Source organism: Blastococcus atacamensis, from assembly GCF_002938425.1.
Lineage (GTDB): Bacteria > Actinomycetota > Actinomycetes > Mycobacteriales > Geodermatophilaceae > Blastococcus > Blastococcus atacamensis.
Map to the genome: position 1 here is coordinate 31,636 of NZ_POQU01000020.1, position 13,884 is coordinate 45,519.

Annotated in this window: 14 protein-coding genes and 1 pseudogene; 9 read left to right on the forward strand and 6 right to left on the reverse strand. The window is 73.6% G+C overall.

The features are described 5' to 3' along the window. Nucleotides 1-115 precede the first annotated feature (115 nt). The 4 genes from C5508_RS07425 (at nucleotide 116) to C5508_RS07440 (ending at nucleotide 4,981) form a co-directional block, all read left to right on the forward strand. The gene (locus C5508_RS07425) at nucleotides 116-1,594 is read left to right on the forward strand and encodes a SulP family inorganic anion transporter (RefSeq protein ID WP_104524301.1); all 1,479 of its coding nucleotides are present in this window, start codon (nucleotides 116-118) and stop codon (nucleotides 1,592-1,594) included. Further along, on the forward strand, nucleotides 1,594-1,974 hold the full coding sequence (locus C5508_RS07430; RefSeq protein WP_104524302.1) for a MerR family transcriptional regulator: 381 nt from the start codon (nucleotides 1,594-1,596) through the stop codon (nucleotides 1,972-1,974). Before C5508_RS07425 ends, C5508_RS07430 begins: the two co-directional genes overlap by 1 nt. Before the next feature lie 87 nt (nucleotides 1,975-2,061). Beyond that, on the forward strand, nucleotides 2,062-3,075 hold the full coding sequence (locus tag C5508_RS07435; protein WP_104524303.1) for an ATP-dependent DNA ligase: 1,014 nt from the start codon (nucleotides 2,062-2,064) through the stop codon (nucleotides 3,073-3,075). Between the two features lie 64 nt (nucleotides 3,076-3,139). Then, nucleotides 3,140-4,981 carry a sensor domain-containing diguanylate cyclase gene (locus C5508_RS07440; protein ID WP_104524304.1) on the forward strand — a complete coding sequence of 614 codons (1,842 nt, stop codon included), beginning with the start codon at nucleotides 3,140-3,142 and terminating at the stop codon, nucleotides 4,979-4,981. A gap of 18 nt (nucleotides 4,982-4,999) precedes the next feature. Here C5508_RS07440 and C5508_RS07445 read toward each other — a convergent pair whose 3' ends face one another. After that, the gene (locus C5508_RS07445) at nucleotides 5,000-5,992 is read right to left on the reverse strand and encodes a sensor histidine kinase (protein WP_104524305.1); all 993 of its coding nucleotides are present in this window, start codon (nucleotides 5,990-5,992) and stop codon (nucleotides 5,000-5,002) included. 124 nt (nucleotides 5,993-6,116) lie between these two features. Here C5508_RS07445 and C5508_RS20580 point away from each other — a divergent pair. After that, nucleotides 6,117-6,407 (forward strand): annotated as a pseudogene (locus tag C5508_RS20580) (phosphoribosyltransferase); the annotation flags it as partial. Between the two features lie 438 nt (nucleotides 6,408-6,845). Here C5508_RS20580 and C5508_RS07455 read toward each other — a convergent pair. Both C5508_RS07455 and msrA read right to left on the reverse strand, forming a co-directional pair. Then, the gene (locus C5508_RS07455) at nucleotides 6,846-7,964 is read right to left on the reverse strand and encodes a class I SAM-dependent methyltransferase (protein ID WP_104524306.1); all 1,119 of its coding nucleotides are present in this window, start codon (nucleotides 7,962-7,964) and stop codon (nucleotides 6,846-6,848) included. 48 nt (nucleotides 7,965-8,012) lie between these two features. Continuing rightward, the gene (msrA, locus tag C5508_RS07460; protein ID WP_104524307.1) at nucleotides 8,013-8,675 is read right to left on the reverse strand and encodes a peptide-methionine (S)-S-oxide reductase MsrA; all 663 of its coding nucleotides are present in this window, start codon (nucleotides 8,673-8,675) and stop codon (nucleotides 8,013-8,015) included. 69 nt (nucleotides 8,676-8,744) lie between these two features. On the opposite strand from msrA, the gene C5508_RS07465 reads away from it, so the two are divergent. From C5508_RS07465 to C5508_RS07475, 3 genes are read left to right on the forward strand one after another with little or no spacing between them, the layout of a single operon-like run. Beyond that, entirely contained in the window at nucleotides 8,745-9,767 is a 1,023-nt protein-coding gene (locus C5508_RS07465) for an NADP-dependent oxidoreductase (protein WP_198597947.1), read from the forward strand. Nucleotides 9,768-9,807: 40 nt separating this feature from the next. After that, nucleotides 9,808-10,017 carry a hypothetical protein gene (locus C5508_RS07470; RefSeq protein ID WP_104524308.1) on the forward strand — a complete coding sequence of 70 codons (210 nt, stop codon included), beginning with the start codon at nucleotides 9,808-9,810 and terminating at the stop codon, nucleotides 10,015-10,017. Continuing rightward, complete coding sequence (locus tag C5508_RS07475) at nucleotides 10,014-10,700, forward strand: alpha/beta fold hydrolase (RefSeq protein WP_104524309.1); 687 nt, start codon at nucleotides 10,014-10,016, stop codon at nucleotides 10,698-10,700. The genes C5508_RS07470 and C5508_RS07475 overlap by 4 nt, the downstream gene beginning before the upstream one ends. A 2-nt stretch (nucleotides 10,701-10,702) precedes the next feature. On the opposite strand, the gene C5508_RS07480 is transcribed toward C5508_RS07475, so the two are convergent. Then, nucleotides 10,703-11,251 carry a GNAT family N-acetyltransferase gene (locus C5508_RS07480; protein ID WP_232796985.1) on the reverse strand — a complete coding sequence of 183 codons (549 nt, stop codon included), beginning with the start codon at nucleotides 11,249-11,251 and terminating at the stop codon, nucleotides 10,703-10,705. Between the two features lie 23 nt (nucleotides 11,252-11,274). Beyond that, nucleotides 11,275-12,081, reverse strand: coding sequence for an SDR family NAD(P)-dependent oxidoreductase (locus C5508_RS07485; protein ID WP_104524310.1), 807 nt, complete (start codon nucleotides 12,079-12,081; stop codon nucleotides 11,275-11,277). Between the two features lie 175 nt (nucleotides 12,082-12,256). Here C5508_RS07485 and C5508_RS07490 point away from each other — a divergent pair, with 175 nt between their 5' ends. After that, nucleotides 12,257-13,549: an Nramp family divalent metal transporter gene (locus C5508_RS07490; RefSeq protein ID WP_104524311.1), complete on the forward strand. Its 1,293-nt coding sequence runs from the start codon at nucleotides 12,257-12,259 to the stop codon at nucleotides 13,547-13,549. Between the two features lie 10 nt (nucleotides 13,550-13,559). Here the strand turns inward: C5508_RS07490 and C5508_RS07495 are convergent. Next, nucleotides 13,560-13,884 (reverse strand): bifunctional hydroxymethylpyrimidine kinase/phosphomethylpyrimidine kinase (locus C5508_RS07495; protein WP_198597948.1); only part of this gene is annotated, 325 nt, incomplete at its 5' end.

Here is a 13,884-nt window from a genome sequence, read left to right on the forward strand (position 1 = left end):
GGCGACTCAGCACTCTCCTCTTACGTGAGAGTCAGGTCTGGGGCAGACTGGATGCAGCCCGCGTTCCCGTGACTGCTGCCGGGGCCGCCACCAACCCTCGTCCGGAAACGGGAGCATGTCCGTCCTGCCTGCACTCCGCCCCACCCGCCCGACCTGGCTGAAGCCGAGCGTCGCCCGCACGGAGGTGCTGGCCGGCCTCGTGGTCGCCCTCGCGCTGATCCCGGAGGCGATCAGCTTCTCCATCCTCGCCGGGGTCGACCCGCAGGTGGGCCTGTTCTCCTCCTTCGTCATGGCCGTGGTCATCGCCTTCACCGGCGGCCGCCCGGCGATGATCACCGCCGCGACGGGCGCGATCGCCCTCGTCGTCGCCCCGTTGGCCCTGGAGTACGGCGTCCAGTACCTGTTCGCCGCCGTCATCCTCGGCGGCATCTTCCAGGTGCTGCTGGGGCTGTTGGGGTTCGCCCGGCTCATGCGCTTCATCCCGCGCAGCGTCATGGTCGGCTTCGTCAACGCCCTGGCGATCCTCATCTTCACCGCCCAGCTGCCGCAGCTGACCGACGTCCCGTGGCTGGTCTACCCGCTGGTCGCCGCCGGACTGGCGATCATCTTCCTGCTGCCCCGACTCACCTCGGCGATCCCGGCGCCGCTGGTCGCGATCATCGTGCTCACGGCCCTCGTGGTGGCCGTCGGCTGGGATCTGCCCGACGTGGGCGGCGAGGGCGAACTGCCCGACAGCCTTCCGTTCTTCCTGCTGCCCGACGTGCCGTTCACCGCCGGAACCCTGGGCATCATCGCCCCCTACGCCCTCGGCGTCGCCTTCGTCGGGCTCATGGAGTCGCTGATGACGGCCAAGCTCGTCGACGACATCACCGACACCCAGTCGGACAAGACCCGCGAGTCCTGGGGCCAGGGCGTGGCCAACATGGCGTCGGGCTTCTTCGGCGGCATGGGCGGTTGCGCCATGATCGGCCAGACGATGATCAACGTGAAGGCCTCCGGTGCCCGGACCCGCCTCTCCACGTTCCTGTCCGGCGTCTTCCTGCTGATCCTCGTGGTGGCCCTCGGCGACATCGTCAGCGTCATCCCGATGGCCGCGCTGGTCGCCGTCATGATCTTCGTGTCGATCGCCACCTTCGACTGGCACAGCCTGCAGACCATCCACAAGATGCCGAAGAGCGAGACCACCGTGATGCTCTCGACGGTCGTGGTCACCCTGGTCACGCACAACCTGGCGATCGGCGTCGGCGTCGGGGTGCTCGTCGCGTGCGTCCTGTTCGCCCAGCGCATCGCGCACCTGGTCGACGTGGAACGCGTCGTCGAGGCCGACGGGACCGCCCGCTACTCCGTGACCGGTGCGCTGTTCTTCGCGTCGAGCAACGACCTCTACACCCAGTTCGAGTACGCCGAGGACCCGCGGGACGTCGTCATCGACCTGTCGAACGCCCAGGTCTGGGACGCCTCGACCGTGGCCACGCTGGACGCCATCACGCACAAGTACTCGACCCGGGGCAAGACGGCGACGATCGTCGGGCTCGACGACCACTCCTTCGACCGGTTCGAGCGGCACACCGGTCAGCTGGGCGCGGCGCACTGATGGCCGCCCGCACCGGTCTGCTGCAGATCGGACAGGTCGCCGAGCGGACCGGGCTGAGCCTGCGGACCATCCGTTTCTACGAGGAGCACGGGCTGGTCCGCCCCACCTCGCGCAGCGACGGCGGGTTCCGGCTGTACAGCGACGACGACGTCGCCCGGCTGGAGGTCATCAAGCGGATGAAGCCGCTCGGCTTCACGCTGGAGGAGATGCAGGAGCTGCTCACCCTGCTCTCCGGCCTGGCCGAGCGGCCCGGCGACGCCGCGCTGGCGGACCGGCTCCGCATGTTCCACGAGGCGACCACCGCCCGCGTGCACGCCCTGCGCGAGCAGCTGTCGATCGCGGAGGGGTTCGCCGCCGACCTGGCCGTGCGGCTCGGCTGAGGCCGGCCGTCGCGACCCACGCCCCGAACGGGTGTGACCTGCCGTGACCGGGGTGCACGCGGGCCGTCGGGACGACAGGCTGTCGGGGTGCCCCTGTCCGCCCCCGGCCTGCCCGGGCTGCCGCCCGAACTGAGCGGGCCCGTGGCGGTGCAGCTCGCGAAACCGGTCCGCGACATCCCCCCGCCGGCGGCGCTGGCCGGCGGATGCCGGTACGAGCCCAAGTGGGACGGCTACCGCCTGGTCATCGTGCGCGACCGAAGCTCCACCCGGCTGTGGTCGAAGCAGGGCCGGGACCTCACCGACCGCTTTCCGGACGTCGCCGCCGCGGCGCTGGCCCAGATCCCGGCCGGGTCGGTGATCGACGGCGAGGTCGTCATCTGGAACGGCGAGCGCCTCGACTTCGGCCTGCTGCAGCGCCGCATGATCACCGCGGCGGGCCGGATCGCCGCCCAGGTGAGCGTGGCCCCGGCCTCCTACGTCGCGTTCGACCTCCTCGCCGCCGGCGGCGAGGACCTGCGTCGGCGCACGTTCACCCGCCGCCGCGCCGGGCTGGAGGACCTGGCCGATCGCTGGGCACCGCCGCTGCAGATCTCGCCCCTCACCGCCGACCGCGCCGAGGCCGAGCAGTGGTTCGCCGACTTCCGGCCCGCCGGCATCGAGGGGCTGGTCGTCAAGGGTGCTGCCACCCGCTACGCCCCGGGCCGACGGGACTGGCTCAAGGTGAAGAGCTGGGAGACCACCGAGGTCCTGGCCGGCGGGGTCATCGGGCCGATCGGCCGGCCCAGTCAGCTCGTGGCCGGCCGCTACCGCGACGGCGAGCTCGTCGTCGTCGGCCGGACCAGCCCGCTGTCCCCCCAGCAGTCCGCCGAACTGTCCGGCGTCCTGCGGCCCGCGGGCGACGACCATCCCTGGCCCGACCGCATCGGAACCGGCCGCTTCGGCGGCGGCCGGCTGTCGGTGCCGCTCACCCGGGTGGAGCCGACCAGCGTCGTCGAGGTGTCCGCCGACGCGGCCCTCCAGGCCGGGGTGTTCCGGCACCCGCTGCGCTTCGTCCGGGTGCGCCCGGACCTGCAGGCCTCCGACCTGCCCGTCCTCCCCTGAGCGATCCCTCCATCCGAGGGAGAAACCGGTCAAGAGCTCCCGCGCCCGTGTCGATGGGGGGTACGTGACCGGTTCACCCGCCCCGACCGCCCGTGCCGCCTGGCTGCACGCGGCACTCGCCGTGCTCGCGGTGGGCGCGATCGTCACCGTCGTCCCGATGGGCCCCGGGCGGCCGGCGGCAGAGGTCGTCCTCTTCCTCCTGGGCATCCTCGCCGTCCGGACCGCGGTGGTCGTCCACGGGACCCCGCTGCGCACCGCCTGGCTCGGACTGGGTCTGGGCCTGGGCTTCTTCACGCTGAGCTGCCTCGCGGAGGTGCTCGAGCTCGCCGGCATCGCGCCCGAGGTGTCGGGCACCGTCGAATCCGCGCTGGACATCGCCGCCTACGCCGCGGTGGTGGCCGGCGCACTCGGCGTGGTCCGACGGGACCGTCGCCGGCGGGACCGCGAGTCCTGGACCGACACCGCGACGCTGCTGCTGGCCGCGGCCCTGGCCCTGGTCGCCGTGCGGGCCGGACAGGCCGACCCGATGTCGGCGGACCTGGTGGAGATGGGCTTCGGCACGCCGGTGATCACCGTCGTGCTCCTGATCGTCTGCGTGCCGCTGGCCATGTCCCGGGGCGCCCGGTCGGCCAGCACGATGGCGCTGCTGGCCGCGGGTGTCCTCACCGTCGCCGGGTACGGCGGCCGCCTGCTGGCCGACACCCCCCTGCGAGAGTCCGCTCTCCTCGATCCGCTCCCGCTGCTCGCCATCGCCGCACTCGTCCTCGCCGGCCGGCATCCAGCGGCCGCCTCCATGGGCCGGCGGCCCGAGTCCGACCAGGACGCCGCCTCCTCCCGCGTCCTGGGCCTCGGTGCGGCCCTGCTGATCAGCCCCGCCCTGCTCCTCCTCTGGGGCGTGCGCGACGGCGGCGCCGGCTACCTCGTCGGCGCCGGGAGCGCCCTGCTCACCGGCATGGCGCTGTGGCGGCTGGTCGCCCTGAACCGGGAACGCGAGCGCGTCCGTGCCGAGCTCGACGAGAGCCAGACGCGCCTGGAGCTGCTGCTGGCCAACTCCGCCGACGTCATCGGGATCGTCGACGCCGACGGCATCATCACCTACATGAGCCCGGCGGTGGAGTCGCTGCTCGGCCGGCCCGCGTCCGACTACGTGGGCCGCACCGCCATCCAGCTCGCCGACCCGCGCGACCAGGCCCGGCTCCGCGCCGTCGTCGCCTCCGCCGGTGACGCCGCCAGCGGTGGGGTCGCCGACACCGACATCCGCGTCCAGCACAGCTCGGGCGGTACGCGGTGGGTGGAGATGCGGATCAGCGGGCGGGTGGACGCCGTCGGCATCGCGGGCTGGGTCGTCAACTTCCGCGAGGTCACCGACCGCAAGCTGTTCGAGGACGAACTCCGCCGTCAGGCCCGCACCGATCCGCTGACCGGGCTGCTCAACCGCACCGCTTTCAACGAGCAGCTCGCCGCGGCGACCAACGAGGTCGACCCCGCCGCACCCCCCGCGGTGCTGTTCGTCGACGTCGACGACTTCAAGAACATCAACGACACGCTGGGCCACGCGGCCGGGGACGAGCTGCTGCTCGTCGTCGCGTCCCGCCTGTCGGCCCAGGTCCGCGGCGGCGACGTCGTCGCCCGCCTGGGCGGCGACGAGTTCGCCCTGCTGCTCACCGGTGCCGACGGCGAGCGGCTGCGCGACGTCGCCGACCGGCTGCTGACCGCGATGCGCGCCCCGCTGGAGATCGCCGGGCGGGCGGTCACCGTCACGGCGAGCATCGGCGGCGCGCTGGCCGAGCCCGGGTGCTCCGCCGAGCGGCTGCTGCACCGGGCCGACACGGCCATGTACACGGCGAAGCGCGCCGGTAAGGACAGCCGCGCCCTGCTCGACGCCTCGGAGGCCGTGCTCGCCTGACGGCGCCGCCCTCGCGTCTCAGCGCAGGCGGGCGCTCAACCGGACGGTCACACCGCGCGGCTGCGGCAGCACGTCGACGTGATCCCACAGCTTGCGAGCCAGCCACAGCCCCATGCCACCGCGCGCGAGGTCCTCGCCGTGGGCGGGGCAGAAGCCGGCGAACGGGTCGTCGAAGCCGCGACCGCTGTCGGTGATGGCGCAGACCAGCCGGTCGGCGTCGACCCACAGCCGCGCCGAGACCGGGCGCGCACCGTGCCGGAACGCGTTGGAGGCCACCTCGCTGGCCGCGAAGTGCAGGTCCTCGGCCTGGTCGGGGTCGGCGACCCGGGCGTTGATCACCGTCCGCAGCTCGGCCCGGAGATCGGCCAGCGACGGCGCATCGACGATCGTGACCGCCGGCCGGTCGTCCTCCATCGGCTCACGGGGCAGCGGGAGCAGGCGCGCGTACTCCCGCTGGTCGGCGAACGTCTCGCTGCGCACCAGCTCGCCCCGGCTGAGCAGTTCCGGATGGGTGGCGCCGACCCCCGCGATGACCTCGGCGGGCAGCACGCGGGCATCGAACAAGCACATCACCGACATCGGGTCCCCGGCGAGCAGCCCGTTCGCGGCAGCCTCGTAACGCAGTCCGTCCCGCCAGTCCCGGGGCTCCGCGCCGAAGTGGACCTGCCCGGTGAGCCGCAGCCGGCCGGATCGGCCGGCCGCCGCCCGCCGCACCCACTCCCGGGTGGCGGTGAGCGCGTCAGGTATGCGTGCGTCGACCAGGGAGATGCGGGCGTCGCTCTCGACGTCGGAGGCGTGTTCCCCGAGCGCGGCGGTGATCAGCGCGACCGTCTCCGCCGGACAGCTGAGGAGCACCGTGTCCCCCGCCCGGAGCCCGTCTTCCAGATAGGGCACGACGCCGGCGAGGATCTCCTCGTCGGAGGAGGCCACCAGGCCGACGTGCTCGTGGCCCCGCGCGCCGGGCGCGCAATGCGAGGCGGGGGGTGCACCCGCGTCCGCCGCCTCAGCCATGCCGCCCTCTGCTTTCGCGGGCCAGAGCGTTCCCGGCCGGTTGGTTGAACATTGTGGGACATGTTCGCGACGGTGTCGCCACCGGCCCCGCGAACGACCGCCGCGGCCCGGGCTCCCGCGCCCGATGTTTCACGTGCACCATCCCGATGCGGACCACGACCGCGAGGTGCTGACGTACGAGGCTCTCGGAGCGGCCGCCCGCGCACCGGCCTCCCAGGCGGTCGACGACGGGTTCGTTCCCGACCTGGTGCTGTGCATTGCCCGGAGCGGCCTGTTCCTCGGCGGAGCTCTGGGCTACGCGCTGGACGTGAAGAACCTCTTCGTGATGAGCATCGAGTTCCACACCGGCGTGGACCAGCGGCTGGACCTGCCGGTGGTGCTCCCATCCACCCTGGACGTCGTCGCCCTGACCGGCGCGGAGGTCCTCGTCGCCGACGACGTCGCCGACACCGGCAAGACGCTGGAGCTGGTCCGGAACTTCTGCGCCGACTACGTGGCCGAGGTGCGGCACGGCGGTGGTCCACGAGAAGCCGGGCTCGCTGGTGCGGTGCGACTACGTGTGGCGCGGGACCGACCGGTGGATCGACTTCCCCTGGTCGGCCGAGCCGCCGATCCCGCGGCGAGCGGTCGCCCCGGGGCCTTGGCGCCCCCCGAACAGACCGACGGCGGCAGGATCACTCCTGCCGCCGTCGTCCCCCCAGGTCGCCCCGGCGCCGCGTCTTGCGCCGGGCCCCGCGACCAAGTTCGCGGTACCGGGGTTCCCCGTGCCGTCGACCCCTTCATCGACATGTGGACGGAGGAACTACAGCAGAATCACCCGAACGTTGAACCTTCCTCGTTCCGGAATTCCGGTTCAGCGTCGCGTGGAGACGGTGACCGTGAACTTCGGCGTCTGCTCCGCCAGCCGGGTGGGCCCCACGACGCGGGCGAGCGCCGGCTTGTAGCGGAGCGCGCTGTTGTAGACCGTCCACAGCTGACCGCCCGGCCGGAGCACCCGGGCCGCGGCGGCGAACAGCCGATCGGCGGCGGTGGTCACGACGGAGGCGCCGACGTGGAACGGGGGATTGAGGACGACGAGGTCCACGCTCGCGTCGGGCAGCGAGCCGGCGCGGTCGTCCCGGACGACGCTGATGCGCTCGGTCAGGTCGTTGGCCTCGGCGGTCGCCTGCGTCGAGGCGACGGCGGCGGCCGACTGGTCGGCCGCGATCACCTCGAGGCCGGGCCGGCTCCGGGCCAGCGCGGCCGCGAGGACGCCGGTTCCGCAGCCCAGGTCAAGCGCCGTGCCCGAGTCGGGCATGCGGTCCAGGCAGCCCAGCAGGGCCCGGGTGCCGATGTCGACCTTGGTGCCGGCGAAGGCGGCGCCGTGCGCGCAGACCGTGAGCCCCAGGTCGGCGTGCTCCTGCCGGCGGGGGAAGGACGGCACGCCGGGCCGGGGCCCCCGGGCGACGAGCACCCGCGACTTCTGCCGCGCGAGGGTGGCCGACACGTCGTCGAACGAGGCGCGCAGGACGTCGTTCATCGCGTGCGTCATGTGCTTGACCCGCCCGCCGACCAGCAGGGTGACGTCGGGTGCGGCCACGGCGGCGACGGACTCGGCGATCTCCCGCAGGGCCTCCAGCGCCTTGGGCGCCTGCACGAGCACCACCCGGGCCCCGGTGGCCACCTCGGCCAGCGGCAGCGAGCGGTAGCGCCCGGTCAGGCCGGCGCGCTCAGCGTTCGCGGCCAGCGCGAGCTCCCCCACCAGCAGGTCCTGGGACACTCGGACGTCGCCGGCCCCGTGCAGCGCGACGGCACCCAGGGTGAGCGCGCCGTAGGCGTCATCGACGACCGCGACCTCGCCCGGCCCGGCGAGGGCGAGGGCCGCCGCAGCCTCGTCCAGCAGCAACCGGTCGGTCGCGTCGACGGCGACGAGGTCCGGCGCCTCGATGTCGGGCTCGCGGCGGAGCAGGTCGAAAAGAGGGGGGCCGGACATGCCCCCACTCTGCCCGATGCCGCTCGGCAGCCGGCGTGGCCCGGATGGTTACTCGCTGCTGTCGACGCCCAGGCCGACCGGGCAGGAGACGCCGGTCGAGTGCACCGGGCAGTAGCCGTTCGGCACCTTGTAGAGGTACTGCTGGTGGTAGTCCTCGGCGTAGAAGAAGTCGCCCAGCGGCTCGATCTCCGTGGTGATCTCGCCGTAGCCGGCAGCCGAGAGCCGCTGCTGGTAGGCGTCCCGGGTGGCCCGCGCGGCCTTCTCCTGCTCGGGCGAGGCGTAGTAGATCGCCGAGCGGTACTGCGTGCCGATGTCGTTGCCCTGGCGCATCCCCTGCGTCGGGTCGTGGTCCTCCCAGAAGACCTTGAGCAGCTGCTCGTAGCTGATCACCGACGGGTCGAAGACCACGAGCACGACCTCGGTGTGCCCGGTGCGCGCCGAGCAGACCTCGTCGTAGGTCGGGTTCGGGGTGTACCCACCGGCGTAACCCGCGGCGGTCGAGTAGATGCCCGGGGTCTCCCAGAAGACCTTCTCCACGCCCCAGAAGCAGCCGGCGCCGAAGACCGCGGTCTGCATGCCGTCGGGGAACGGCGGCTGGATGCGGTTGCCGTTCACCGCGTGCACCTCGGGCACGTGCGGCAGCGCGGCAGGACGACCGGGCAGCGCGTCCTCGGGGGCGACCGGCTGGATCTTGGACCGGGAGAAGAACATGCCGCGAGCGTATGACGGGCCCGCAACCCGGTGCGGCGCGATGCACCTGGTCGGGCGCATGATCGCGGCGTGACCGTGCACACGCGTGAAGGGCAGCTGGCCGCCCGCCCCGTCGGCGAACCCACCCCCGAGGACTTCCGGCTGGTCGAGCTCGACCGGCCCGATCCGACCGAGGGGCAGGTCGTCGTCCGCATGCTGGTCATGTCCGTCGACCCGTACATGCGGGGCCGGATGAACGCCGGGAAGTCCTACGCCGCGGCTTGGGAGATCGGCGAGACGATGAAGGGTGGCGCGGTCGGCCGGGTGGTCGAGTCCCGCTCCCCCGACGTCCCCGAGGGCTCCCTGGTCCTGGCCGACGCCGCGTGGCGCGACGTCGCCGTCCTCGATGCCCGGCAGGTGCGGGTGCTGCCCGACCTGCCGGGCATCCCGCCGAGCTACCACCTGGGCGTCCTGGGGATGCCGGGGCTGACCGCCTGGGCCGGCCTCTTCCGGCTCGCCGACTTCCGCGAGGGCGACGCCGTCCTCGTGTCCGGCGCCGCCGGCGCGGTGGGGAGCCTGGTCGGGCAGTTCGCCCGGCTCAGCGGCGCCTCGGCGGTCATCGGCAGCGCCGGGACACCGGACAAGGTCCGCTGGGTGACCGAGGAGCTCGGGTTCACCGCGGCCTTCGACTACCACGACGGCCCGGTGGCCGAACTGCTGCGTCAGGCGGCGCCCGACGGCATCGACGTCTTCTTCGACAACGTCGGCGGGGAGCACCTTGAGGCCGCCATCGGCGCGTTCCGCGAGCACGGGCGGGGGGCGCTGTGCGGGGCGATCTCCGGCTACAACGCCACCGAGCCCGCTCCGGGACCGCGCAACATGTTCATGATGGTGACCAAGAAGCTGAGCCTGCGGGGCTTCATCGTCGGCGACCACGCCGACCTGCAGCCGGCCTTCGCCGAGGCCGTCTCCGGATGGCTGCGCGACGGCCGGCTCGTGGTCCGCGAGACCGTGCGCGAGGGGCTCGACAGCGCCGTCGACACGTTCCTCGACCTGCTCCGTGGCGGCAACACCGGGAAGATGATCGTCCGCCTCGCCGACGACCCGGCATGACCGAAGATTCCGTGACGGCCGGTCGGGGAAGGTGCGGCGCATGTGGCTCTTCCTGACCAGCCGGCTGCGCACGTGGCTGCTGCTCACCGTCGTCGTCCCGTTGGCCACCGGTCTGCTGCGCCGGCTGGGCCTGGCACTGCAGCGCCGTCGCGGCCCGTCGGCGGCGAGCAACGCCCTGCTCAAGGCCGGCGACCTCGGCGACCGGGCACGGGCCACGCTGCGCGGCGGCCGCCGCGGACGCCGGCGATGACCGGCCCGGTCCTCGACACCCGTCCGGCGCCGGGGACCGCCCGCGCCGTCGCGCTGTTCTGCCACGGCGGGACCGTCGCCAGCGTGGAGCCGCCCAAGGAACGGGCGCTCTCGCTGGTGCGGATGCGCGCGATCGAGCAGTTCGTCGCCGCGGCGGGCGCGGACACGGGGCTCACCACGCACCTGCTCCGGTACCGCGTGGCCGGCTGGAACGGCGCCGCCGCGGACGCCTACGCCGACGTCCGCTGGGCGCTCGACACCATCCGCGCCGAGCACCCCGACCTACCGGTGGTGCTGGTCGGCCACTCCATGGGTGGCCGCGCGGTGCTGCGGGCCGCCGGGCACGACGGCGTGACGGCGGTGTGCGCGCTGGCGCCCTGGACGCCGCCGGGCGAACCGGTGGAGCACCTGCGCGGCCGGTCGGTGACGATCCTGCACGGGCGCGGCGACCGATGGGTGCCGGCGAGCCTGTCCGAGGAGTTCGCCGGCCGGGCCGTGGCCGCCGGCGCCCACGTCGCCCGGTTCACCGTCGCCGGCGGGCACAGCATGCTGCGCCACGCGCACCGCTGGCACAGCTTCGTCCGCGACGTCGTCCTGGCCGGAGCCGGGCTCGCGCCGGTCCCGGCCGACGTCGCCCGCGCGCTGGACCGCCCCGCCGCCGAACGGGTCGACGTCCCGCTCTGAGCTCAGCCGAGCGCGGGTGCGGGGTCGTCGGACAGCCGGGACCACAGCAGCTCGTCGTGCTTGACGCCGTCGCCGTAGCGGAACGAGCGGCGCAGGCGGCCCTCCAAGGTGAAGCCCGCCTTCTCCGCCACCCGACCAGAGGTGGCGTTCTCCACCGCGTGGCACAGCCCGATCCGGTCCACGGCGAGCGTTCCGAACACCCAGCGGCACGCGGCGTCCACCGCCCGGGGCGCCACTCCGCGTCCCCGGGCCGGGGCCGCGGTCCAGTAGCCGACCTGGGCGTCGCCCTGCCGCAGGTCGATGGAGTGCACGGTCACCGAGCCCAGAAGCTCGCCCGTCGCGGCGTCCACCACCGCCCAGGACGCCCGGTTCTCCTCGGTGCGCAGCCGGTCCACCAGAGCGACGGCGTCCTCCCGGGTGTCGAGAGCGCCGCCCCCGGCCCACAGCCGGGAAGCCGGGTCCCTGCCCTGACCGGCGAGGACGGCGTCGACGTCCTCATCCCGCCAGGGCCGCAGGAGCAGCGGTCCGAGGTCCAGGGGCGGGATCCGCACCCCGCGATCCTGCCCTCCGCGGGTCAGCTCTCCGCCGACCCGGGCGCGGTCATCGGCTTGTGGCTCTTCCCGGCGATCGCGTCGGGCAGGACGGCCGAGAGCTTGCCCATGAGCTTGCTGGTCACCGAGCCCGCGAACACCGACGCCTCGCCCTTCATCAGGCCCTCGAAGCCCTGCCGGGCGACCTGGGCCGGGTCGTCCTTGGAGTCGCTGGCGCCCAGCTTCGTGTCGGTCGCGTCGGCACGGTCGAAGAACTCCGTGTCGGTCGGCCCCGGGAGCAGCGCCGTGACGGTGACCCCGGTGTCGCTGAGCTCCTCGCGGATGCCGAGCGCGAGGAACTGCACGAACGCCTTCGACGCGCTGTAGACCGCCTGGAAGGGCTCCGGCGCCTGCGAGGCGACCGAGGAGGTGAACAGGATCCGCCCCTCGTCGCGGGCCACCATGTCCTGCACCACCCGCTTGGCGAGGTGCACGGTGGAGGCGCAGTTCAGCTCCACGATGCCCAGCTCCGCCTCCAGGTCGGTCTCGGAGAAGCGCCCGGCCACGCCGACTCCCGCGTTGAGCGCGGCTGCGGCCAGCGGTCGGCCGGATCCGCGTACCGCCGCGACGACCCTCTCCACCTCCGCCCGCTGCGTGAGGTCGGCCCGGACGTCGGAGACGGCGGCGCCGCGCTGCTGGAGCTGGAGCTTCGCCGCGTCCAGCTCGTCGTCCTCGGCCACGACGATGAGGTCGAAGCCGTTGTCGGCGAACTGCTTGGCGAGCTCCAGCCCGATGCCGCTGGAGGCACCGGTGACGAGGGCGAGGGGACGGGGCGGTGCTGCTTCGGTCACGGGACCTCCAGAGTCGGGGCGGACGGACCGTCCCTTCCCGGTTCCCCTGCCATGCACGCCTGGCCGTGAGGTCAGGCTGACCTTGGCCCACGGGGGCCACGGGTCGGCCCCGGTGTGACACCCCCCGCGGGCAGGACAGGAGCGACCACCTCCCGCTCCACCCTGCGAGGCTGCCGTGTACCTGTCGAAGACCGAGGCCGCCGTCCTGCCGACGACGCTCGTCGCCGCCCCGCGGCCCCCCGCTCCCCCGGCGGCCAAGCGGCGGATCTGGCCGATGCTCGGCCCGGCGTTCGTGGCGGCGGTCGCCTACGTCGACCCCGGCAACTTCGCCACGAACTTCTCGGGTGGGGCGGCCTTCGGCTACACGCTGCTGTGGGTCATCGTCGCGGCGAACCTCATGGCGATGCTGATCCAGACCCTGACGGCGAAGCTCGGGCTGGCCACCGGCCGCGACCTCGCCACGCTCTGCCGGGAGCGCCTTCCCCGCCGGCTGACGTGGGTGCTGTGGCTCCAGGCCGAGGCGGTCGCCATCGCCACCGACCTGGCCGAGATCGTCGGCGGCGCCGTCGCGCTCCACCTGCTGTTCGGCGTCCCGCTCCCCGTCGGCGGGCTGATCACCGCCGTCGTCGCGTTCGCGCTCCTGGCCGCGCAGTCCCGCGGCCACCGCCCGTTCGAGCGGGTCATCACCGGCCTGCTGCTCGTCGTCGGACTCGGCTTCGGCTACACGCTCGTCGGCGCCGGGGTGGACCTGGGCGGGGTGGCCGGGGGCATGGTGCCCAGCTTCGAGGGCCAGGAGAGCATCGTCCTGGCCACCGGCATCCTCGGCGCCACGGTCATGCCGCACGTCATCTACGTGCACTCCGCCCTCACGCCGGGTCGTTACGGCGACGTCGTCACCGCTGGGCGGACCCAGGGCGGACGGCGGCGGCTGCTGCGGGCCCAGCGGCTCGACGTCGTGCTGGCCATGGGCCTGGCGGGTCTGGTCAACGCCGCGATGCTCATCATCGCCGCGCAGCTGTTCACCGGCGGCGGCCAGGCCGACACCCTGGAGGGCGTGCACACCGGCCTGGGCGACCAGCTGGGCTCGGGTGCCGCGATCGCCTTCGCGCTGGCGCTGCTCGCCTCGGGCTTCGCGTCCTCGTCGGTGGGCACGCACGCGGGCCAGGTGGTCATGGCCGGATTCCTGCGCCGGCACATCCCGGTCCTGGCCCGGCGGCTCGTCACGCTGACCCCGGCGCTGGCCGTCCTGGTGTTCGGCGGGGACCCGACCACCGCGCTCGTGTGGTCGCAGGTGGTGCTCTCCTTCGGCATCCCGTTCGCGCTGGTCCCGCTGCTGTGGCTCACCAGCCGCCGCGACCTCATGGGCGGCTGGGTGAACCGGCGGGGAACCACCCTGGCGGGCTGCGGTGTCGCGGCTCTGATCATCGGGCTCAACGCCCACCTGATCCTGGGCCTCGCCCTCGGCTGACCGCGTCGGCTCAGACGTCCCAGGTGCCGGCGAAGTGGTGCACCGGCCCGTGCCCGGAGCCGATCGCCAGCACTTCGCCGCCGGCCAGTGCCGCCTGCAGGTAGTCGCGGGCGGCCTCCACCACGGGCATCCAGTCCGGAACGTCGGCCGTTCCTGCCACGACACCCGCCCGGCGCCGGGCCAGCAGTGCCGCGATCGCGGCGGAGAGGGTGCAGCCGGTGCCGTGCGTGGCCGACGTCGCGATCCTGGGCCGGACGGTCCGGACCAGACCCTGGCGCTTCCGAAGACAAGGGTAGGGCAGAGCTCGGGGGGTCCCGGTAACATAATATACAAAA

Coding starts and splice junctions, on each gene's coding strand:
- C5508_RS07425 (WP_104524301.1), top strand. CDS start 116: ATGTCCGTCCTGCCTGCACTCCGCCCCACCCGCCCGACCTGGCTGAAG.
- C5508_RS07430 (WP_104524302.1), top strand. CDS start 1,594: ATGGCCGCCCGCACCGGTCTGCTGCAGATCGGACAGGTCGCCGAGCGG.
- C5508_RS07470 (WP_104524308.1), top strand. CDS start 9,808: ATGTGGCTCTTCCTGACCAGCCGGCTGCGCACGTGGCTGCTGCTCACC.
- C5508_RS07455 (WP_104524306.1), bottom strand. CDS start 7,964: ATGTCCGGCCCCCCTCTTTTCGACCTGCTCCGCCGCGAGCCCGACATC.
- C5508_RS07475 (WP_104524309.1), top strand. CDS start 10,014: ATGACCGGCCCGGTCCTCGACACCCGTCCGGCGCCGGGGACCGCCCGC.
- msrA (WP_104524307.1), bottom strand. CDS start 8,675: ATGTTCTTCTCCCGGTCCAAGATCCAGCCGGTCGCCCCCGAGGACGCG.
- C5508_RS07445 (WP_104524305.1), bottom strand. CDS start 5,992: ATGGCTGAGGCGGCGGACGCGGGTGCACCCCCCGCCTCGCATTGCGCG.